General features: G+C 59.7%; 17 protein-coding genes and 1 tRNA gene. 9 read left to right on the forward strand and 9 right to left on the reverse strand.

Annotation, left to right across the window (positions count from 1 at the left end):
- Nucleotides 1-200: 200 nt before the first annotated feature.
- Complete coding sequence (locus I6L47_RS01945; protein ID WP_216948535.1) at nt 201-695, reverse strand: prolyl-tRNA synthetase associated domain-containing protein; 495 nt, start codon at nt 693-695, stop codon at nt 201-203.
- A gap of 166 nt (nt 696-861) precedes the next feature.
- Between I6L47_RS01945 and I6L47_RS01950 the strand changes: the two genes are divergently transcribed.
- A complete protein-coding gene (locus I6L47_RS01950) occupies nt 862-3,288 on the forward strand; it encodes a DNA polymerase II (protein ID WP_216948536.1) in 2,427 nt (808 codons plus the stop codon).
- Between the two features lie 74 nt (nt 3,289-3,362).
- Nucleotides 3,363-3,614 carry a DinI family protein gene (locus tag I6L47_RS01955; RefSeq protein ID WP_005333426.1) on the forward strand — a complete coding sequence of 84 codons (252 nt, stop codon included), beginning with the start codon at nt 3,363-3,365 and terminating at the stop codon, nt 3,612-3,614.
- A 171-nt stretch (nt 3,615-3,785) separates the two neighbouring features.
- Here the strand turns inward: I6L47_RS01955 and I6L47_RS01960 are convergent, their stop codons facing one another.
- The 5 genes from I6L47_RS01960 to dcuC form a co-directional block, all read right to left on the reverse strand.
- Nucleotides 3,786-4,649, reverse strand: coding sequence for a DUF2927 domain-containing protein (locus I6L47_RS01960; protein WP_108612334.1), 864 nt, complete (start codon nt 4,647-4,649; stop codon nt 3,786-3,788).
- A 26-nt stretch (nt 4,650-4,675) separates the two neighbouring features.
- On the reverse strand, nt 4,676-5,179 hold the full coding sequence (locus I6L47_RS01965; RefSeq protein WP_108612333.1) for a M48 family metallopeptidase: 504 nt from the start codon (nt 5,177-5,179) through the stop codon (nt 4,676-4,678).
- Between the two features lie 144 nt (nt 5,180-5,323).
- Complete coding sequence (locus I6L47_RS01970; protein WP_216948537.1) at nt 5,324-6,967, reverse strand: hypothetical protein; 1,644 nt, start codon at nt 6,965-6,967, stop codon at nt 5,324-5,326.
- Nucleotides 6,968-7,153: 186 nt separating this feature from the next.
- Nucleotides 7,154-8,800 (reverse strand): bifunctional UDP-sugar hydrolase/5'-nucleotidase, encoded by a 1,647-nt coding sequence (locus tag I6L47_RS01975; RefSeq protein ID WP_216948538.1) that lies wholly within the window; start codon nt 8,798-8,800, stop codon nt 7,154-7,156.
- A gap of 91 nt (nt 8,801-8,891) precedes the next feature.
- A complete protein-coding gene (gene dcuC / locus I6L47_RS01980; RefSeq protein ID WP_005336914.1) occupies nt 8,892-10,244 on the reverse strand; it encodes an anaerobic C4-dicarboxylate transporter DcuC in 1,353 nt (450 codons plus the stop codon).
- 195 nt (nt 10,245-10,439) lie between these two features.
- Between dcuC and I6L47_RS01985 the strand changes: the two genes are divergently transcribed.
- Entirely contained in the window at nt 10,440-10,904 is a 465-nt protein-coding gene (locus tag I6L47_RS01985; RefSeq protein WP_216948539.1) for a hypothetical protein, read from the forward strand.
- A gap of 183 nt (nt 10,905-11,087) precedes the next feature.
- Nucleotides 11,088-11,684 carry a DUF922 domain-containing protein gene (locus tag I6L47_RS01990; protein ID WP_216948540.1) on the forward strand — a complete coding sequence of 199 codons (597 nt, stop codon included), beginning with the start codon at nt 11,088-11,090 and terminating at the stop codon, nt 11,682-11,684.
- A gap of 95 nt (nt 11,685-11,779) precedes the next feature.
- Here I6L47_RS01990 and mnmC read toward each other — a convergent pair whose 3' ends face one another.
- Nucleotides 11,780-13,798, reverse strand: coding sequence for a bifunctional tRNA (5-methylaminomethyl-2-thiouridine)(34)-methyltransferase MnmD/FAD-dependent 5-carboxymethylaminomethyl-2-thiouridine(34) oxidoreductase MnmC (gene mnmC / locus I6L47_RS01995; protein WP_216948541.1), 2,019 nt, complete (start codon nt 13,796-13,798; stop codon nt 11,780-11,782).
- Nucleotides 13,799-13,888: 90 nt separating this feature from the next.
- Between mnmC and fabB the strand changes: the two genes are divergently transcribed.
- Nucleotides 13,889-15,100: a beta-ketoacyl-ACP synthase I gene (gene fabB / locus I6L47_RS02000; RefSeq protein ID WP_005336905.1), complete on the forward strand. Its 1,212-nt coding sequence runs from the start codon at nt 13,889-13,891 to the stop codon at nt 15,098-15,100.
- A gap of 290 nt (nt 15,101-15,390) precedes the next feature.
- Here the strand turns inward: fabB and I6L47_RS02005 are convergent, their stop codons facing one another.
- Entirely contained in the window at nt 15,391-17,076 is a 1,686-nt protein-coding gene (locus I6L47_RS02005; protein WP_005336899.1) for an aspartate:alanine antiporter, read from the reverse strand.
- Nucleotides 17,077-17,213: 137 nt separating this feature from the next.
- Here I6L47_RS02005 and I6L47_RS02010 point away from each other — a divergent pair, with 137 nt between their 5' ends.
- Nucleotides 17,214-17,525, forward strand: coding sequence for a hypothetical protein (locus tag I6L47_RS02010; protein ID WP_216948542.1), 312 nt, complete (start codon nt 17,214-17,216; stop codon nt 17,523-17,525).
- A gap of 323 nt (nt 17,526-17,848) precedes the next feature.
- On the opposite strand, the gene I6L47_RS02015 is transcribed toward I6L47_RS02010, so the two are convergent.
- Nucleotides 17,849-17,924 (reverse strand) — tRNA-Asn (locus tag I6L47_RS02015).
- A 133-nt stretch (nt 17,925-18,057) separates the two neighbouring features.
- Here I6L47_RS02015 and uvrB point away from each other — a divergent pair.
- From uvrB to I6L47_RS02030, 3 genes are all read left to right on the forward strand, one after another.
- Nucleotides 18,058-20,070 (forward strand): excinuclease ABC subunit UvrB, encoded by a 2,013-nt coding sequence (uvrB, locus tag I6L47_RS02020; protein WP_005336898.1) that lies wholly within the window; start codon nt 18,058-18,060, stop codon nt 20,068-20,070.
- Nucleotides 20,067-20,324: a YkvA family protein gene (locus I6L47_RS02025; protein ID WP_043820318.1), complete on the forward strand. Its 258-nt coding sequence runs from the start codon at nt 20,067-20,069 to the stop codon at nt 20,322-20,324. Before uvrB ends, I6L47_RS02025 begins: the two co-directional genes overlap by 4 nt.
- Before the next feature lie 179 nt (nt 20,325-20,503).
- Complete coding sequence (locus tag I6L47_RS02030; RefSeq protein WP_041202713.1) at nt 20,504-21,151, forward strand: DedA family protein; 648 nt, start codon at nt 20,504-20,506, stop codon at nt 21,149-21,151.
- The last annotated feature ends 34 nt before the right edge of the window (nt 21,152-21,185 follow it).

Here is a 21,185-nt window from a genome sequence, read left to right on the forward strand (position 1 = left end):
GGCCGATCACAACATGAATCCAACCTATTATCAATGGGTTAAATGGCCGAATGTGCTCACCTCCGACTTCTTGCACGATGGCAACTGCTGACTCGATTTATCAGAGCGCAAGAGGGCATTTTATTGTCTTGTCAGTCAATTTCGCTGCGTGAAAGGTGGTTGTGTTGGCGGCAGGGTGAACCCAACCGCCAGACGTCGTGCTAATCGCAGGTTGCAGCAGGCAAGCGCATTACGATGGCCTCCCTGTCCAGATGGGTCAGCAGACGGCGCACGTCGTCGAGGCGGATGATCAGAGTAGCGGTGTTGACCAGCGGATGGCACTGCACCTGTTCGGCCTGCCAGATGGCCTCGTCCACCACCAGCTCTACCGCTTTTTCCCTGTCGCGCACCATGGCGAGCAGGGTCACCGATCCCGGGGTAAGGCCGAGCACCGCATCGAGCCGCTCGGGGGAGCCAAAGCTCAGCCGCTTGACGCCGAGCATGGCTGCCAGCGCCTTGAGATCGACCCGGCGCTCCTCCGGACTCACCACCAGAAACAGCCGCTCGCTTTTCGGATCGCGCAAAAAGAGGTTCTTGGTCTTGGCGGCGGGCAGGTCGGGCAGCAGCCTGCTCGCTTCCTCACAGGTAAACACCGGGGGATGGTCAAAGCGCTGGTAGGGGATAGCCAGCTGATCCAACAGGGAATAGATTGCCACAAAGACTCCTTTCGTCGGCGAAGAGTGGTAAGAACGGGATGGGCGGGAATAACGACCGGATCGAGCTTACCAGTTTGACTCTCGCCTCGCAGCCAGCGTGACGATTGCGAGCAGGCACTGTATGAACGTACAATAGTCCCATTCTCGGACAGCCCCTTTACGCTTCATGACTGCAACCCAGCCCACCGTACCCGCCACTCCGCCCCTCGACGGTTTTATCCTGACCCGCCACGGTCGGGACGTGCGCGGTCGCAACGGGCAGCCTGCAACCACCGAAATCGTGATGTGGCTCTGGAGCGCGCAGGGGCCGGTGCGGGTGGTGGTGCCGGGGCAGGAGCCGGTGTTCTTTTTGCCACAGAGCCACATGGTAGAAGCCGCCGAGCTGTTCAAAGGGGCCGGGGTGAGCGGGCGGTTTCGCCGCCTGCCGATGCACACCTTCGACGGTCGCCCTGTGGTGGGCTGCTATTTCACTACCCTGAGCGCCTTTCACCGCGCCATCGAACTGCTGCTCATTCGCGGACTGGAGCACTTCGAGGCGGATATCCGGCTGCCGGAGCGGTTTCTGATGGAGCGTTTCATCACCGCTGGCGTGCGCTTTGATGGCCGGGCGGTAAAAAAGGGGGGCAAGCAGGGCTACTGGGAGGTGAACGAGGCGCGCTGCGCGCCGCAGGCGGTGACGCCAACCCTCTCCTGGGTGTCGCTGGATGTGGAGTGCGCCATGGACGGGGCCCTCTTCTCGGTCGGTCTTTATAGCGAGCAGGATGCGCGGGTCATCATGATTGGCACCCCGGAAGCGGATGCCGAGAGCTGGGGCACCCAGGTCCAGTGGGTAGAGGACGAGAGCGCCCTGCTGAGTGCGCTGGAGAGCTGGTTCAGCCTGCATGACCCTGATCTGGTCATCGGCTGGAACGTGGTCAATTTTGATTTTCGCCTGCTGCTACGCCGCGCCGAGCTTAACAAGCGGCGGCTGCGGCTCGGGCGGGGGCGCGAGCTCTGTTTCTGGCGCTCGTCACGGGGCGATCCCCAGACCGGTAACGTCATTATCCCCGGACGCATGGTGCTCGATGGCATCGATACCCTGAAAAGCGCCACCTGGCAGTTTGCCAGCTACAGCCTGGATGCGGTGGCGAGCGAACTGCTCGGCCGTGGCAAGGATATCGCGGACGTGGCCAATCGGGGGGAGAAGATCACCGAGCTGTTCCACTCCGACAAGGAGGCGCTGGCCCGCTACAACCTGGAAGATTGCAAGCTGGTGTGGGAGATCTTTGACTACTGCCACCTCATCCCTTTTGTCATTGAACGCGCCTCCCTCACCGGCCTTGAGCTGGACAGGGTAGGGGGCTCGGTGGCGGCCTTTACCAACCTCTATCTGCCGCGGCTGCATCGTGGCGGCTACGTGGCCCCCAATCTGCCGGCCGACGGTGGGCTAGCAAGCCCCGGCGGCTATGTGATGGACTCCAAACCCGGTCTCTATCGCCACGTGCTGGTACTCGATTTCAAGAGCCTCTACCCCAGCATCATCCGCACCTTCTGCATCGACCCCATGGGGCTCATCGAGGGGCTGCTGCATCCCGAGCACGCCATTCCGGGCTTTCGCGGTGCCATGTTTTCCCGCGAGCGGCACTTTTTGCCGGATCTCATCGCTACCTTGTGGGCGGCGCGGGATCGGGCCAAGGCCGCCAGCAACAAGGCGCTCTCCCAGGCCATCAAGATCATCATGAACTCTTTCTACGGCGTGCTGGGGTCGGGGGGCTGCCGTTTCTATGATCCGCGCCTGGCCTCATCTATCACCCTACGTGGCCACAGCATCATGCAGCAGACCCGCGAGTGGATTGAAGAGAAGGGGTTCGAGGTGATCTATGGCGATACTGACTCCACCTTTGTCCATCTGGGGCGCGAGACCAGCCCCGATGAGGCGGACGAGATCGGCCAGCGACTGGCTCAAATGATCAACGATAACTGGGCTGCACTGATCAGGCGCGAGTTCGGCCTGCCGAGTTATCTCGAGATCCAGTACGAGACCCACTATCGCCGCTTTCTGATGCCCACCATCCGCGGGCTGGAGAAGGGCAGCAAGAAGCGCTATGCGGGGCTGGTTGGCAAGGCCAGTGAGGGGAGTGAACAGCTGGTGTTCAAGGGGCTCGAATCGGTGCGCACCGACTGGACCATGCTGGCCAAGCAGTTTCAGACCCGCCTCTACGAGCTGGTGTTTCACGATGAAGATCCCAGCGGCTATGTGCGCACCATGGTGGATGAGACCCGCGCCGGTCGCCACGACGATCTGCTCATCTACCGCAAACGGCTACGCCAGAAGCTCGAAGAGTATCAGAAGAATGTGCCGCCCCATGTGCGGGCGGCGCGGCTGGCCGATGAGGAGAACCTGCGCCGTGGTCTGCCCCAGCGCTATCAGCATCGGGGCGCCATCGCCTATCTGATGACCCTTAATGGCCCCGAGCCGCTGGAGTACAGGCGCAGTGCCATCGATTACGAACACTACATAGACAAGCAGTTGCGGCCCATTGCCGATGCCATCCTGCCCTTTATCGGCGAGTCGTTCGACCGGATCTGTGGTCAGCAGCTGGATCTTTTCTGATTGGTGCAAGATGGCACTTTACTTCCCATAAATACTGTATAAAAATACAGTTATAAATAATGGAGAAGTTTCCTATGCGTCTTGAAATCATCATCGACAGAAAACATCAGATCCCGACCTCGACCATGGAGGCGCTGCGTCAGGAGCTGCTCAAGCAGCTTGGCGAAAAATTCCCCGACATCCATGTGCGGGTCGCGCCGGGCAGTGCCATGGCCCTGACCGTCAGCCGTGCCAGCAAGGAAGACAAAGAGCTGGCCGAAGCCATGGTGCAGGAGGTGTGGGAGAACGCCGAGAGCTGGATGCCGGAAGAGAACGTCGCCTCCTGATCCCGCACGGTCAGTGGATAACTCGGACGTTGGATAAATGGGTTGTGGATAAACGTGCATGCCCGCTAATGCACTGCTGATACCCATACAACAAAAACGCAGCCAGGTGGCTGCGTTTTTGTTGGTGATGAGTTCGCGATGGCTTGTCTGGCTCTGGGTTGAGCCATGCCGTTACAACCCTGCCCAGCTTTTCAGGCTCTGCTGTTGCACCCGGCGATTGGCTTCGCGGATCTCCCCTTTGGCACGCAGATCGGCCAGTGCGATAGGCAGTGCGGCGCGGATCTCGTCACTGCTCATTCCGGCTTTGATGGCCGGGTGATAGGCTATCTTGAGCAGCACATAGTCCAGCCCGGTCAAAAAGCTGTCGATGCTGTTGTCATTGAAGATGGAGGGAAACACCTTGTCCGAGTCGTTGGGCAGCCCCATCACCTGGGTGAACTCCTCCACCACGCAGTCGAGAAAGCGTCCCTTGGCCCGGCTGTAGTCTACCGGAATGATGATGGTGGCACGGCTGATCTCGTGTTTCGCATTGGTTGCGAAGTTGGCAAGGCAGAGCCCCTCCTTGAGCGCCATCTTGACCGATGGATCGCCCCCCATGGTGCGGTTGGCCCAGCTCTTCATCTTGCTGTAGTCGGTCATGATCAGGGTGAGGTTGGGCTTTGCGGCCACCATGCTGATGGGGTGGCCGGTGATGCGGGCCAGATGGGCTGCCTGTACCTTCACCACGTCGGCCTGCAGCGGCTTGTCACCCGACTCGTTGATAAGTTGCAGCCGGATCGGCTGCTGCCAGCGGGCAAAACGGGTCTGCCTGGCTTCGCCATACTCCCGCTCCATGGCGATGGCCATAAAGCTCTCGACCAGATAGCTGTCGCTCTGCCAGCGCTCATCGGCACGGGCGCTGTGGCCCGCGAGCAGAATCAGCAGGGCCAGCAGCCCGCGTAACGTGAAGCGGGGATAGTCAGCGCGGCCCAAGCTGGCCATTACCAAAGTGGCAATAAAGCGGGTGGCACCAAAGGGGATGGCGGCAAATGGCATGTTTCCTCCCTGAAACGGTTGTCAGCCTAGCGGTTGGCCTTGTCGATATCGCGCCAGGTGAGCCAGAGCCTGAGATCAAACTCCAGTTGATGATAGTCGGGCTCCATATGTTGGCAGAGCTGATAGAAGCTCTTGTTGTGATCCTTCTCTTTGATATGGGCCAGCTCGTGCGCAACGATCATCTTGAGAAAGGGGGCGGGTGCCTCCTTGAACAGGGCGGCGATGCGGATCTCGTTCTTGGCCTTGAGCTTGCTGCCCTGCACCCGGCTGACGTAGGTGTGCAGGCCGAGGGCATCCTTGATCACGTTGATCTTGCCATCGAACACCACCTTTGACAGGGGCGCCGAGCTCTTGAGGTAGCGGTTCTTCAGCTCCATGGTGTAGGCGAGCAGCGCCTTGTCGCTCTGGATCTGGTGGCTCTCCGGATAGCGTTTGGCCAGCATCTCCCCCAGCTTGCCCGCCGCAATCAGCTGTTGTACCTGTGCCTTGAGGGGGTCTGGATAGCCGCCCAGATAAGTCAGTTCCGCCATGGTGTCACTCGTTACATCAAAAAGAGCGTCATTGTAGTTATCTCGGGCGGGCTTGCCTACTGCGGGCCGCTGCTGCAAGGGGTTCTGGCGCAAGAAAAAGGGCGGCCATTGCAACAATGGCCGCCCTGCGGGGCGTATTGACGATCAGCGTCGGCGATAGAGACCCGGATCCACCTCTTCGTAGTGGCTGGTCAGGTATTGATAGAAGGCGAGATGGGAAGGGGTGCTCGGTTTTTTCAGCTCCTCGCTCACCCGATCCGGCTTGGCGATGATGAACTTCGGATTCTGGCGCTGGATATCGGCCAGCACTCGCTCGCGCACGTCATAGGGCGGATTGACGTTGGCAAAGAAGAGGTAGGCGGACGCTGGCTGGCGATCGGTCCAGAGATAATATTGCGGCTGGATGCCATCGACCCAGATCTTGTCGCTCGGGACTGTCTCGGCCTTGATGCGATCAACCCGTACCTGCGCGGCCGGATTGAAAGGGCGACCCTTGAGGGTGCCTTCCCAGGCGTTGTTGATCATCAGCAGCAGCATGGCCAGCGTTGCCAGCCAGGGGGTGGCACTGCGCACATCCCAGGCGCGCCACAGGGGGATGAGGATCAGCACCGGCAGCGCCCACAGCAGGCTGGTGCCGAGCACCTCGTTGACCCGCTCGAGGGACCACTCCTTGGTGCTCCAGCCAAAGGCGAGCTGCTGGGCCAGCAGCCAGCTGGCGGTGAGCACCACCAGCGAGATGCAGAGCAGCCCGATGGCATCTGCCTGCTGTTCGCTGCGATCCAGCAATACCGCCAGCGGCAGCACCGCCAGTTGCAGATAGAGCACGTCATAGTGATCGAACACATGGCCGGAGACCGAGTTGGCGATCAGGGTAAACAGCACCCCAAACAGGGTCGCCAGCAGGGCGGGCAGATACCACTCCTGACGGCGGCTCAACATTAGAATGATGAAGGCGGGCAGCAGCATGATAAGGCCGGTGCGCAGCAGGCCGACGGCGCCCACCATGGGGGAGAAGCCGTTGCCATAGCTCCCCTCGAAGAAGATGTCGAAGGCGTAGTATTTGAAGGCCGCCAGCAGATCATGCTGCTGGAAGTAGGCATAAAGCGGGCCGCCAATCAGCGCCAGTCCCAGCAGGCTGGAGATGAGCAGCAAGATGGCGTCACGCCACTTCTCATGCAGACACCAGTGGTAGAACAGCACCAGATACCAGGCCCCCCAGAAGGCGCCGTTGTTGGTGCGCATCCAGGCCACGATGGCGAAGGTGAGGGCCGCAACCAGCGCCGGCCACCAGCGAAATCCCTTGTCCAGCAGCAGGGTAATGAAGGCCCACTGGGCGATGAGGGCGAGGTGGAAGGTCCAGTCCTCGGTCATGTTGCCGTAGTAGTAACGGGTGCCGTAGAGAGCCAGCACCGCCAGCATGGCGCCAAGGCGCGCCTTGAACGAGAGTCCGAGCTGGGCAAAGGCCTGCCAGCTGGCCAGCAATCCGAGCCAGCAGAGCCCCCACTCCAGTGTCCAGATCCCGACAAATCCCCCCATTCGATAACCCAGCGCGTCGAGAGCGAAGATCATCGGCCCCTTGATGTCGATCATGTCGCGATAGAGCACGCCACCTTCGCTCCACATCTTGCCCATCACCGCGAACAGCGAGGCATCAAAGCCCGGCGCCATGGAGTGGAAGAGCGGGTTGCGCAGACAGAAGAGCAGCGCCAGCAAGGCGGTCAGCAGCACAATGGCTGGCTTGATACCCGGGTTGACGCGAGGGGGAGTGAAACGGATGGAGTGATTCATGAAGTCGCCTGTTCCTGCAGCTGGTCTTGAAAGCGGGCCTATCTTGCCGAGCTAGTGAGTGCGATGCAATGGGGCAGGCCCGTGTGGGGCAAATATTCTCGAAAAAGCCCGGTTCTTGCAGGGAACCGGGCGCTGGCTGCGGCAATATTGGCCGTCAGGGGGATGTGGCAAAGCATCCCTCCGATATCAACTGAAGTACTCAACCAGGGGCGGCTGCGCTTCCAGTGTCGGCAGGTGACGGGCCCAGCGGATAAAGGCGTCGGCCAAGGTGATACCGAGCTCCTGATTGTGCTGGGTCAGGGTGCGCGCCAGTGCGGTGTAACCCTCCTTGCCGGAGGCGGTATAGGCGCTCGACACCCCGCGATAGACCTGTTCGGCATTGACCGCTTGCCACTTGCCGGGGGCGGCTTCCCACTCCAGTCGGGTGATGCGCTGACCCTTGGGCCGATCGGCCTGATAGGTGAATCGCACCCCTGCGGTGTAGGGGAAGCTGCCGTTGCCATTGCCGACCACGCCGTTGTTGGTGGCGTTGTCGATGGCATTCTCCAGCGCCTCCGCCAACTCGTGACCGTGCACCCGATAGAGGGTGAGGGGAATGGCAAACGGCAGCAGGCGACCGGCGATATCTGCTTCGCTCAGGGGGCCCGGCTCCAGCGAGCAGCGCACGCCGCCAGCATTGTGCAGGGCAAAGTCCACCTCGCCTACCTGTTCACGGGCGGCGGTCAGCATGGCGCGGGCCACCAGCGGGGCGAGCTGGCTGCCGTGGGGCAGGGTGGCATCCGGCAGTCGCTGATGGGGCAGGGGGGCCACCAGTCGGGTGACGATGCGCTGGCTCATGGTTTCAATCTCCGGCCGGTAGCGTTTGGCCAGATGTTGCTCCAGTTGTGGGTCCGGCTCGCAGAAGGTGAGCCCGACAGGTGGCGTGGAGGCAAATGGCCAGGGCTGCCAGGGGAGCCACTCCAGCTGACCCTGACTCTGCACGACGCGGCCCGCCTCATCGAAGGTGAGCTCGCAGACACCGAGGCAGAGGGCGCTGTGGCCAGCATGCAAAATGGCCACCCCGTTGTTCATCAGCGGATAGCTGCCTTCACTTGGCAGACCCAGCGGCGCGAGATCCCCCAGCAGGCTGTGGGTATGGCCACCGATGATGAGGCTGAGCTCGGGGAAGCGCTCGGCCAGCAGCTTGTCCTGATCCAGCCCGAGGTGGCTCAGCAGCACGATATGGTGGATCCCTTCGCGCCTGATCTCCTGCAACACTTTAGTGAGGGTCTCGGCGACCGCGTGGAAACGGGTGTGGGGATCCGGGTTGGCGATGGCAGCCATCTGGGCGAGGGTGATGCCGAGCAGCGCAAAGGGAACGCCGTCGATCACCCGACGGTGCCAGGGCTGATGGGCGTCGTAGAGGTGGGGAATATCCCACAGTCCGAGGGCTGTGTCGGCAGGCTCCTGACTGTTGTCCAGATTGGCGGCCAGCACCGGAAAATCGAGCTGGCGCAAGAACTCCACCAACGGGCCATTGCCCAGATCGAACTCATGGTTGCCAAGTACCATGGCATCGGGGGCCAGCATGGCGAGCAGGTCGGCGTTGGCGCGCCCTTTGAAGCGGTTGAAATAGAGAGAGCCCTGAAAGGAGTCGCCACCGTGCAGAAACAGAAAACGCTGGCCGGCTGCTGTGGCTTTGGCACGCAGTTGGGTCAGTCGGGCCAGGATCCGGGCATAACCGCCGCACTGGGTGCGCCACTGGCCTTCACCGGCAGGGGAGAAGCTCATGGGCGCGCCATCGAAGTGGGAATGGCAATCACTGAAATGGGCAAGTTGAACCGTAATACTCATCTCGGTCCTCCTTAGGGGGAAAATGAGCACCGAGTCTACTGCAAAGGGGGGGGAGGATACCAGCCCGGCAGGGTGCCGGGCTGGTCAGCGATCAGGCGGGTACCATGATCTGGGTGGCGACGATCACCACCAGCAGGCCGACGGCGACCGGCATACTGGTGCGCTTGACCACCTCAAACGGCGAGAGCTTGCCCATCCCGGCACAGGCGACCACCACCCCGGAGACCGGAGAAATGGTGCGACCCAGGTTGGAGGCTTGCAGCATCGGGATTACCAGATAGGCCGGGTTGATGCCAAGGCTGCTGGCCAGATTGGGGATCAGCTCTACGAAGGCGTAGAAGGGAGCATTGCCCGAGCCGGTGGTGAAGGCGGCCAGGGTGGTGATCACCACCAGTGACAGCATCATGATCAGACCACCCGAACCGAGATCCTGCGCGTGAGCCAGCAGGGTGTCGATAAAGCCGATGGTCATCAGACCCTGGGCGAAGACACCGGCACCGACCAGCAGCATGACCACACCGGCAAAGGCATCAGCCATGTTGCGCCAGCAGACCTGCAGACCGTCCAGCAGCTCCTTGCCATTGCGGATACGCACAAGTTCCAGCAGGCTGGCCAGCACCATGCACATGACGATGATGGTGACGATATCCAGCTGCGGACCCCATTTGCCGTCAAACACCAGCACCCCGATGATGGGGGTAAAGGGCAGGATGGCGTAAAAGGCAGGCGCAGTCGTCACCAGGTCACCCGGGGCGACCGGCTCGTTGTGCTCACCGGATTTTTGATCAAGGTAGCGCTGCCAGAAGAAGTGGGTCACCGCCATACAGGCGATCGCCACCAGCGAGATGGGCAGGGTCAGCTTGAAGGCAAAATCCAGCAGCGGCATGTTGGCGGCCTGGGCGGCCATCACCACGTCCCCTGAGGTCGGTGCCAGAATAATGGCGGCTGGCGAGGCGCACACGGCTGCAGCCGCGCCACGGGAGATCCCCATGTTGACCATCAGCGGAAACAGGGTTGCCATCAACAGCACGCCGAGGCCGGTAGCGGAGCTGACCGCCAGCGACATGGCGCAGGCCACCAGATAGGCAGCCACCAGCAGGATATAGGGGGACTTGATGATGCCGAGCGGTTTGCTGGCCAGCTTGACCAGAATGGTGTTGGCACCGATGTGGCTCATGTAGCCGGCGAAGCCGCACAGCACCATGATCAGCATCCCCAGTCCACCGCCACGGTCATTGAGCAGGAAGCGGACGTATTCGAAGATATCGGTTGCGATATAACCGGTGCTGACCACCTTGCTCGGTAGTACCGGCTTGCCCATCATGGCGGTGATGACCAGCAGCAGCAAGCCGCCGCTCAGCAGCACCCCGGTCGCGGAGTATCCTTTGAAAATGGCACGGCCCACCACCAGGGTGACCAGGGTGCCAACGATGAGTTCCAGCATATGTTGCCTTCTGATTGGATGAGAGTGGAGGGAGTCTATTCCGATAGGGGTAGAGTGGCGACTGGAAACAGGATGTTGTGTGAGCTAAATCAACGTTTAACCCCATGAACAGAATTAAAGAAAGGTAAAGGTACTTTACCCAGCGGGTTTGGCTGCCTACCCTTGCCAGCCTTGGTTGTCTTTTGAGGCTTTTATATGGCGATTGGTGACTTTTTAGGCATTAAACGCTCTATTTTCCTTCTTGCGATGCTATTTTCACCTACTTGCGTGTTTGCAGTAACCAATGACGGTTTTCATCAAACCGGTCCTCATCAGGCGGTCGCCATGCGGCGTCTCATGGCTCCTCACTCTTACGGCGTACTGGTGGTTGCCGAGGGGAACAGACCCCGTTTTGCCGCGCTGGCATCCAAAACCACGGAAGCAAGCTGCCTGGCCCGTCATGCCATCCGGGTAGATGGGGTCGCGCTGCTGGTCACTCCGAGATTCTATGCCAGAGAGGGAAAACGGGGACTTTGCGAGCTGTGGCTCAATGAGGGGGCAGATCAGGACTTTTTTGCCAACCGCCTTAAAAATGATCATTTTATTCAGATAGATGGTCATGACATCAATGTGAAAAACTATCACCTCGACTGGCAGCGCATCAGCCGTCATGCTCAATAAAAATACAGTTTTGGCCTTGTGCCATACTCTGCTCACGCAAGCTGTGAGCGTGCTCTGATTTCTGGGTGCATCATTGTATTGCGCCGCCTCGTCGTCACACATAGGCTATACCCGTCATCTGTGTGGCGGTGGGGTTCACCAAGGTTGGTACTCCGCCCGTGCAATCAAGGAAGGTAGTCTGGCATGGTCAGCAAGGTTTATGGAGTAGTGGGGGTCGGGTTGTTGCTGTTGCCCCTGATGAGTCAGGCTCAGCCGAGCCGGCCGCAAGTGGTGCCAGAGTCCCGCATCAATGTCCGTTTTTATGAGGTCAATGCAACCAGTCCGGAGCAGCTTGCCCGGGCGATTGCCCAGAGTGCTCCCAAGGTGAATGGCAAGCCCGTACTCGGCAAGGCGAGTTATCAGGTGGACTGGCAGCTGGATACCGAGCAGTTGCCGGGGCGATGCCAGCTCAACCGGGTGACGGTGACCACCAACGCCACCGTGCTGCTGCCCCGCTGGCGTCAGAGCGCGAACAGTAACGATCCTGCCCGCCAGCGCTGGGGGCGGCTGCTCTCCAGCATGTTTGACTACGAATCCCGCTTCAAGGAGATGGTGCTGCAAGGGGCCAATCAGGTGGGCGGGGCGATTGCGGGATTACCCAGTCATGCAGATTGCCAGGCGCTGCGCTATGCCGCGTGGGCAGCAGGTAGTGGCGAGCTGAACAAGATTAAGGGACGGCTCGACGGATTCCAGCGTCAGACAGGTTACGGCGAACAGCTTGGGGTGCACTGGCCCAAGTGAGCGCTATCTCAAGACGCAATATCCAGCATCGCACGATTTGATAAATAGAATGGCCGCCTGATGGGCGGCCATTCTATTTGTTTGCAGAGTCCGGTTCAGACTAGCGCTTTGCCCTTGAGCAGCTTGCGTACCCAGTAACGGGCAGGGTGGAGCGCTTCCAGCAGATCGGCGGCCAGCGGCAGGGGCTCGCCGCAGATCTCGCTGGCGAGCAGCTCGCCACAGAGCGGCGCCGAGCAGAGACCCCGAGAACCGAGCGCCCCCAGCACATAGAGGCCGGGGTGAAGGGGGAGTGGCTGGACGTTGTGTTGATCATGCTGCAGCTGCGCATAGTGATCCGCCAGACCTTGCAATCTGGCCACTGGCCCTACCACCGGCAGGTGATCCCGACTGGCACAACGAACCCCTACGCGTGCCTCGTTGTCACTCACATCCACCTCGGCGGGCCAGGTTTGCTCCGGCAGGCAGACTTGCAACCGCACCTGATTCAGGATTTGCTCCTCGGCACGTAATTCAAGGCTGCTCTGGTTGCGGCCATAACTGGCGCCGATGCAGTGTTGATCGTTGTGCATCGGCGTGAGGTAGCCATCGTAGCAGAGCACTGTGCTGAGCTGACGCAAGCTGGCCGTGGTCGGCACATGGCTCACCTGACCGCGCACCGGATAGAGGGGCAGCTCGGCAAAGGGGAGCAATGTTGGCAACTGGTGACCGGCAGCGACCACCAGATTGGGAGCCTGCCAGTGGCGGCCATCCTGGCTTTCTACTTGCCAGCCATCGGCCTGCTCGGCAATGGCGACTACCTCGGTGTTGAACACCACCTCCAGCAGGCCGCTGGCTTGTGCTTCTTTGATAGCGGCGCGGGTGAGATCGGCCGGACAGAGCCAGCCCCCCAGCGGGTAACTGACGCCGCTGTGGCCGCAGGGCAGGCCGACTACTTGTTCTACTTCCGCTGTCGATAGGGGTTGCATCAGTTCGGACGGGAAGGGGCCCTGACTCATCTTGGCCAGCTTGGCTGCCGATTTGTCGTCATAACCGAGCTGGGTTACCCCGCACAGTGCAAAAGCGATGGGGTGGCGTTCGGCTAACGCCAGCAGCCGTTGGCGGGCATAGCCAAAGGCGAGCGAATAGAAGCGTGACAGCGCATCGTGCTCGCCGTTAAGCAGTGGATAGAGGGCTCCTTGGCGGTTGCCCGAGGCGCCGGTGGCCGGTTCGCCATCTGCACACAGCAACGTCACCTTGCGACCCCGCTCCACCAGAGAGAGCGCCGTCATGGCCGAGGCGATGCCGCCGCCAATGATCACCACCTCGCCAGCGCGTCCGGAAGGACGGGCATACCAGGGGACTATGGTCTGCTGCGGCTGCTTGTCGGTGCGATCCCCCACCAGCATCTCCCGCTTGCTACCGTGGCCCTTCACCTTCTTCATGGCAAAACCGGCGGCAATCAGGCCACGACGGACAAAGCCGGCACAGGTAAAGGTGGCGATGGAGCAATCGGGACGGGCGAGGCGAGCGAGACCATCAAACAGCTCCTGTGTCCACATCTCTGGGTTCTTGGCCGGGGAGAAACCATCCAGATACCAGGCGTCCACCAGACCTTCTGCCCGGTGAGGCACCTGCGGCAGCATATCCTTGATGTCGCCAAACCAGAGATCGAGGCGAATGCGGCCACCCGCAAAATGCAGGCGGTGGCAACCGGAAACCGGCAGCGGCCATTGGGCGACAAGATCCTGACTCAAGTGGCCAAGTTCAGGCCAGGCGGCCAGCGCCTTGCGCAGATCGTCTTGGGTCAGGGGGTATTTCTCGAAACTGATGAAGTGCAGACGGGAGCCGTTACCGGATTGGGGCGCCTGTTCCAGGAAGGCTTGCATTGTCGCCAGAAAGTTAAGACCTGTGCCGAAACCTGTTTCACCTATCACGAAACTGTCACTATCGTGGTGCGAAAATCGCGCAGGTAGCCGGTTTTGCTGCAAAAAGACGTAGCGGGTTTCACTTAGACCGTTATCATTGGAAAAGTACACATCCCCGAAGTCACTGGAGACAGGAGTTCCCGCTTCATTCCAGTCCAATCGGGCATGATGTAAGGATGTTTGACTCACGTTTTCCTCGGCTCGCGTCACAAAATCGCGGGCATTCTACGTGAAAGCAGACCAGTTTGGCAGCCGAAAGCGGGTAGACTTGGCGCCAGTTTTTCCAGACGAGATGAATTAATGAGAAGAGCAGTGATCACCGGTATCGGCGTCATCTCCAGTATCGGCAACAACAAGGAAGAAGTGCTGGCCTCCCTGAAAGCAGGTAAATCCGGCATCACCTATTCCGAGCAGTTCGAGCAGCACAACCTGCGCAGCCGTGTCTGGGGTAACATCAAACTCGATCCGTCTGAACTGATCGACCGTAAAGTCATGCGTTTCATGGGCGACGCTGCGGCCTACGCCTACCTCTCCATGCAGCAGGCCATTGAAGATGCCGGTCTGGCGGAAGATCAGGTCTCCAACGAGCGTACCGGCCTGGTGGTCGGTTCAGGTGGTGCCTCCGGCAAGAACACCTCGGAATCTGTGGACATCGCCCGTGAGAAAGGGGTCAAGCGTGTGGGCCCTTACATGGTGCCGCGCACCATGTCTTCCACCACCTCTGCTTGCCTCGCGACCCCGTTCCAAATCAAGGGTGTCAACTACTCCATCAGCTCCGCCTGCGCCACCTCTGCGCACTGCATCGGTCACGCACTTGAGCTGATCCAGCTTGGCAAACAGGATGTGGTCTTCGCCGGTGGCGGTGAAGAGCTGGACTGGTCCTCTACCATCCAGTTTGACGCCATGGGCGCCCTCTCCACCAAGTACAACGACACGCCGGAAAAAGCGTCCCGTACCTATGATGCGAACCGCGATGGTTTCGTTATCTCCGGTGGCGGCGGCATTCTGGTGATCGAAGAGCTGGAACATGCGCTGGCCCGTGGTGCTCACATCTATGCCGAGCTGACCGGTTACGGTGCTACCTCCGATGGCTATGACATGGTCGCGCCGAGCGGTGAAGGCGCGGTGCGTTGCATGAAGATGGCGATGCAGGGTGTGGGCAAGGTTGATTACATCAACACCCACGGCACCTCCACTCCGGTCGGTGATACCAAAGAGCTGGAAGCTATCCAGACTCTGTTTGGCGCCAACGGTCCCAAGATCTCTGCCACCAAGGCGATGACTGGTCATGCGCTGGGCGCTGCGGGCGTGCACGAGGCTGTCTACTCCCTGCTGATGATGGAACACGGCTTTATCGCCCCCAGCATCAACATCGAGACCCTGGACGAGAAAGCCGAAGGCCTGCCCATCGTGCGCGAGTACGAAGCGGCCGAACTCAACACCGTCATGTCCAACAGCTTCGGCTTTGGCGGTACCAACGCCTCCCTGGTGTTCAGCAAGTTCAAAGCTTGATCATCCGGTTGATATGAAAAAAGCGCCTCAGGGCGCTTTTTTTGTCTTCGGGATCTGCCATCACTCATTGCAGAGCAGAGCAGAGCAGAGCAGAGCAGAGCAGAGCAGAGCAGAGCAGAGCAGAGGCCATTGTGGAATAGGAAGAGTGGGTTAGTGGCAGATTTCAGCGCAGATGGTGGGGGAGGTGACGCCACACCAATGAGCCGGATCTACATCTCTTTAGTGGAGTCGATAGCAAGAAGGGAGCCTGAGGCTCCCTTCTTTGTTAGCGGTAATGTGATGGCTGTTGGCTAGAACCAGAAGCCTATAATAAAGGAGCCCGCCAGGGTCAGCATCACGTTGGCCACCGCATAGGTACCGGCATATCCGAGCGCCGGAATGGAGCTGTTGGCTGCCTCGTTGACCACATCCATCGCCGGGGCACAAGTACGGGCACCTGTGATGGCACCGAGCAGCAGCGCCGGGTTCATCTTGAGCACCCAGACCCCGAACAGATAGCCTACCAGCACCGGCAAGGTGGTCACCAGCATGCCGGAGAAGAGCACTACCGTACCTACCTCGCTGAGGTGGTCGAGGATGCCGCCACCGGCTTTCAGGCCCGTGCTCACCATAAAGACCGCCAGACCGAGATCCTTGGCCAATCTGAGCGCGCCGGGCGGCACATAGCCGACCGTCGGGTGGTTGGCCCGCAGGTAACCCATCAGAATGCCTGCCAGCAGCAGGCCGACGGCGTTGCCGAGACCGAATTCGATCTGACCGAACACCAGCGAAACGGAGCCGATCAGCAGGCCGAGTACGAAGAAGGTGGTGAAGGCCACCAGATCCGTGGTCTGGCTGTGGATGCTGATAAAGCCGATCTTGTTGGCCAGCAGTTTGACCCGCTGTTTCTCGCCACTGATCTGCAGCACGTCGCCCTTTTGCAACATGATGTTGCGATCGAACGGCATCTCGATCTGGGAGCGCACCACCCGGTTGAGGAAGCACCCTTTCTCGGTGAGGTTGAGCTCCACCAGATGGCGGCCGACCACGGAGTCATTCTTTACCACTATCTCTTCGGTGACGATCTGCAGGTCGAGCAGGTTGCGGTCGAACACCTCTTTACCGTTGCGGTAGTTGACGTCCAGCTTCTCGTGGCTCTCGGGATAGCCCACCAGAGCGATCTCATCCCCTTCCTGAATAACGGCATCGCCATCGGGACTGGCCAGAATGCCGTTGCGGCGGATCCGCTCTACATAGCAGCCGGTATGGGGATAGATGCCGGTCTCCCGCAGGGTACGGCCACCGATCCAGGCTGCCAGTTCGGGGCCCACCCGATAGGCGCGGATGATGGGCAGATAGGTCTTGCGACTCTCGCTGTCGGAGAGACCCCGCTCACGGGCAATTTTTTGCGCTTCGGTATTGAGGTCGAGGCGTGCCAGTGAGGGGAGGTAGCGCACCACCAGCATCAGGCCCACCAGACCCACCAGATAGGTCAGGGCGTAGCCGATGCCCATATTGTCCAGCACCGCCTGCATATCAGTTTGATGGGGCAGGTTGAGCAGACCGCTACGCAAGGCATCCTGGGCACCCACCAGCGCCGGGGTCGAGGTGAGGGAACCCGCCAGGATCCCCGCCGCCATGCCCGGCCCCAGATTGAAGAACTTGGCCAGTCCCACCGTCAGCAGCAGGGCGGTCAGCAAGATCACCAGAGTCAGGGTGATGTAGTGGATGCCGTCGCGCAGGAAGACGCTGAAGAAGTGAGGGCCCGCTTCGATCCCCACACAGAAGATGAACAGCATAAAGCCGACGTTTTCAGTGGTGGCTGCAAATTCGAAGCCCATCTGGCCGAACAGCAGGGCGGTAAACAGCACACCTATGGTGTTGCCAATCTGAAAGTTGCCAATTCGAACCTTGCCAAGCAGCAGGCCGAAGGCCAATACCACGAACAGCAGCAGGGAGTCGCTTTGATGTAGCAGTGTCACGAAATCTATGGTCATGCCCGGAAAAACCGAGGAAAAAAGTGGGGTCGATATTGTGCCGGATCTATCCCCAATAAAGAAGCGCAAGGGAGCGATTAATCGGACGTTATCGGACGCTATTTGTGGAGCCGGCGGCGTGATAGGGAGACAAGCGGATGAAATCTGGCAATTTTTGCTGTAACCGCCGTTGTCAATTAGTGAAATCTGCTGCCCGCGACCGAAGTGCTCTGGCGCAGGCCGATTTTTTAGATTCTGCTGTCCCGCTGCTTGGCGGGGATCAGTTTCAGCAGATTCAACCGATGGCCGCCATGGTGGATAGAGGGGCAAGTCAGCTTGATATTTGCCCGTTCGCCCACGGGAAAAGGGTTGGCAAAAAGATGCTTCTGAAAAGTGCCAATAGAGCCTGTCACCCCGCTGTTCCTGAGGGGGCAAAAAACAGCATAAAATCAGGTTGGCCAGCAAAATGACTCTTTGCCGGAGGCCATCAAGGGCAATCCCGCGTCCTGACAGGGCTTGCTGCACTTACCCACAGAATCTGTGGATAACCCTGTTCATGAAACTTGTTCATCGCCCTGAAAGCCGCACCAGCACTGGGATGCAAGGGCTGTTCAAAAAATACCAGAAGAAAAATGTTTGTATAAAAATCAAATAGTTAGGTGCGACAGGAGAAAACTCTGTCGAGTCGGGACGGGTAACAAAAGGGAGCGTCAGCAGCAAGAAGGATCTTGTGCATTAAAATTGGCAGGAGAGGGCACTAAAGTGGATAACTTGCACCGAGATGGTGAGGAATTGGCTCCCCCGACTGGACTTGAACCAGTGACATACGGATTAACAGTCCGCCGTTCTACCGACTGAACTACGGGGGAACATCAGGCAAGGAGGAGCATCATACAGAAGGTGTCCTGGGTGGTCAAGCCATTCGCGGTATGATGGCACGGGTGTACCGCTGCCAGCCCCTCGGTTACACTGCTCCTCTGCTGTTTTGTGTCGGGAGTGTTCATGAGCAAATTGTTCAAGTTAGCCAGCCAGTTTCAACCCGCCGGGGATCAGCCCACGGCGATTGCCCAACTGCTGGATGGCATCGAGTCGGGGCTGGCCCATCAGACCCTGCTCGGGGTGACCGGTTCGGGCAAGACCTTCACCATGGCCAACGTCATCGCCACCCTGAACCGCCCGACCATGATCCTGGCTCCCAACAAGACCCTGGCCGCCCAGCTCTATGGCGAGATGAAGGAGTTCTTCCCCGACAATGCGGTGGAGTATTTCGTCTCCTACTACGACTACTACCAGCCCGAAGCCTATGTGCCGACCACCGACACCTTTATAGAGAAGGATGCCTCGATCAACGATCACATCGAGCAGATGCGATTGTCCGCCACCAAGGCGCTGCTGGAGCGGCGCGACGTGGTGATCGTTGCTTCGGTGTCGGCCATCTATGGTCTGGGGGATCCCCAAGCTTATCTGAGCATGATGCTGCATCTCAAAGTGGGGGATGTGATTAACCAGCGGGATATCCTGCGCCGTCTCGCCGAGCTGCAGTACACCCGCAACGACATGGCGTTTCAACGCGGTACTTTCCGGGTGCGCGGTGAAGTGATCGACATCTACCCTGCCGAATCGGACAAGCTGGCCTTGCGGGTAGAACTCTTTGATGAAGAGGTGGAGCGCCTCTCCCAGTTCGACCCGCTGACCGGCGCCATCGAGCAGACGGTGGTGCGCTATACCATCTACCCCAAGACCCACTACGCTACACCGCGGGAGACCATTCTGGGGGCTATCGAGCATATCAAGGAGGAGCTGCGCAGTCGCCGCGAGCAGCTGTTGTCCCTCAACAAGCTGGTGGAGGAGCAGCGCATCAGCCAGCGTACCCAGTTCGACATGGAGATGATGCAGGAGCTGGGTTACTGCTCCGGCATAGAGAACTACAGCCGCTACCTCTCCGGCCGTGCGCCGGGGGAGCCGCCGCCCACCCTGTTTGATTACCTGCCGGGGGACGGCCTGCTCATCATCGATGAGTCCCACGTCACGGTGCCGCAGATTGGCGCCATGTTCAAAGGGGACCGCTCCCGCAAGGAGACCCTGGTGGAGTACGGCTTCCGGCTCCCCTCGGCGCTCGACAACCGGCCGCTCAAGTTCGACGAATTTGAAGCGCTGATGCCGCAGACGGTGTTTGTCTCGGCGACTCCCGGCCCCTACGAGCTGGAGAAGTCCGGCGGCGATGTGGTGCAGCAGGTGGTGCGCCCAACCGGCCTGCTCGATCCGGAGATCGAGGTGCGTCCTGTGACCACTCAGGTGGACGATCTGCTTTCCGAGATCCGCAAGCGGGTCGCCGTCGAGGAGCGGGTGCTGGTTACTACCCTGACCAAGCGGATGGCGGAAGACTTGACCGAGTATCTGGCGGAGCACGACGTCAAGGTGCGCTACCTCCACTCCGATATTGATACGGTCGAACGGGTGGAGATCATCCGCGATCTGCGCCTTGGCAAGTTCGATGTGCTGGTGGGTATCAACCTGCTGCGGGAAGGCCTCGACATGCCGGAGGTGTCGCTGGTGGCGATTCTGGATGCGGATAAAGAGGGCTTCCTGCGTTCGACCCGCTCGCTGATCCAGACCATCGGCCGGGCGGCGCGTAACCTCAACGGCAAGGTCATTCTCTACGGCGATACCATCACCAACTCGATGAAGGTAGCCATTGAGGAGACCGAGCGGCGCCGCGCCTTGCAGCATGCCCATAACCTCAAGCATGGCATCACCCCCAAAGGGCTCAATAAGTCCATTGGTGATGTGATGGACATGGGCGGCAGCCGCACGGCAGGCAAACCTGGCAAGGGGATGCGCAAGGCGGCCGAGCCGCAAGGGGAGTACCATGTCCGCTCTGCCAGCGAGATTGCCAAAGAGATCAAGCGGATGGAGGAACAGATGTTCCAACATGCCCGGGATCTGGAGTTCGAACAGGCGGCAGCACTGCGGGATCAGATCCAGCAGTTGCGCAGCGAGTTGATCGAGTCATGAGCCGCAAACGCTGGCTGATTTGGCAACGACTTCGTCGTCTCTATCAGGGCTTTCGCCATCCCGGTACCCCTTGGTGGGCGAGGGGCCTGGTGATCCTTATCCTGCTCTATGGCATCAGTCCGGTGGATCTTATCCCCGACGTGGTGCCCTTGCTGGGTTGGTTCGATGATGTGACCCTGCTGCTTGTGTTGCTATGGGGTTGGGAGCGTTGTCTTCCCCCTGCAGTGCGCAGCGAGCTGGAACAGGCCTCCTAGTTCACCTTTTCAACACCACGCTCGGTATCTCTCTTTGTGCTCCCACCCTCGAAGGAAGCGGAAAAACGGTTTCATTTGAAGGTGGGCGCTGCGGGATGAAAAAGAGGCAGGCCCGGTGATTGTCGCCCGGATGGCATTGGCGTAGACTCCACGCCGTTCACTTTATGGGTATGGAAAAAATGGATCTGATCCTCTTTGCAATCGACTTTATCCTGCACGTTGACGTGCATTTGAAAGAGCTGTTCGAGAACTATGGCGTTTGGGTTTACGCCATCCTGTTTCTCATCATCTTCTGTGAAACCGGGTTGGTAGTGACGCCGTTCCTGCCGGGTGACTCCCTGCTGTTTGCCGCCGGTGCGCTTACCGTGGGCAGCGTGCTGGACGTCCATACCCTGGCGGCCGTGCTGATCATCGCTGCCGTGCTGGGCAACGTGGTCAACTACACCATTGGTCACTTCTTCGGCGAGCAATTGTTCCGCAACCCGGACTCCAAAATCTTCCGCCGCGACTATCTGGAGAAGACCCACGCCTTCTATGCCAAGCATGGTGGCAAGACCATCATCATCACCCGCTTCCTGCCCATCGTGCGTACCTTTGCGCCGTTTGTGGCAGGGATGGGGGCCATGACCTATCCGCGCTTCCTGGCGTTCAACCTGGTTGGCGGCCTGCTGTGGGTACTCTCCTTCGTCTATGCCGGCCACTTCTTTGGCAATCTGCCGGTGGTGCGTCATAACTTTACCCTGCTGATCTTCGGCATCATCGGTATCTCCCTGTTGCCCATGGTAATTGGCGCGGTCAAGGCCAAGATGAGCACGGCCAAGGCGTAACCAGAAATACGGTCAGCCAGAACGAGAAAGGGGG

This window comes from Aeromonas sp. FDAARGOS 1417, assembly GCF_019046985.1.
GTDB lineage: Bacteria > Pseudomonadota > Gammaproteobacteria > Enterobacterales > Aeromonadaceae > Aeromonas > Aeromonas veronii.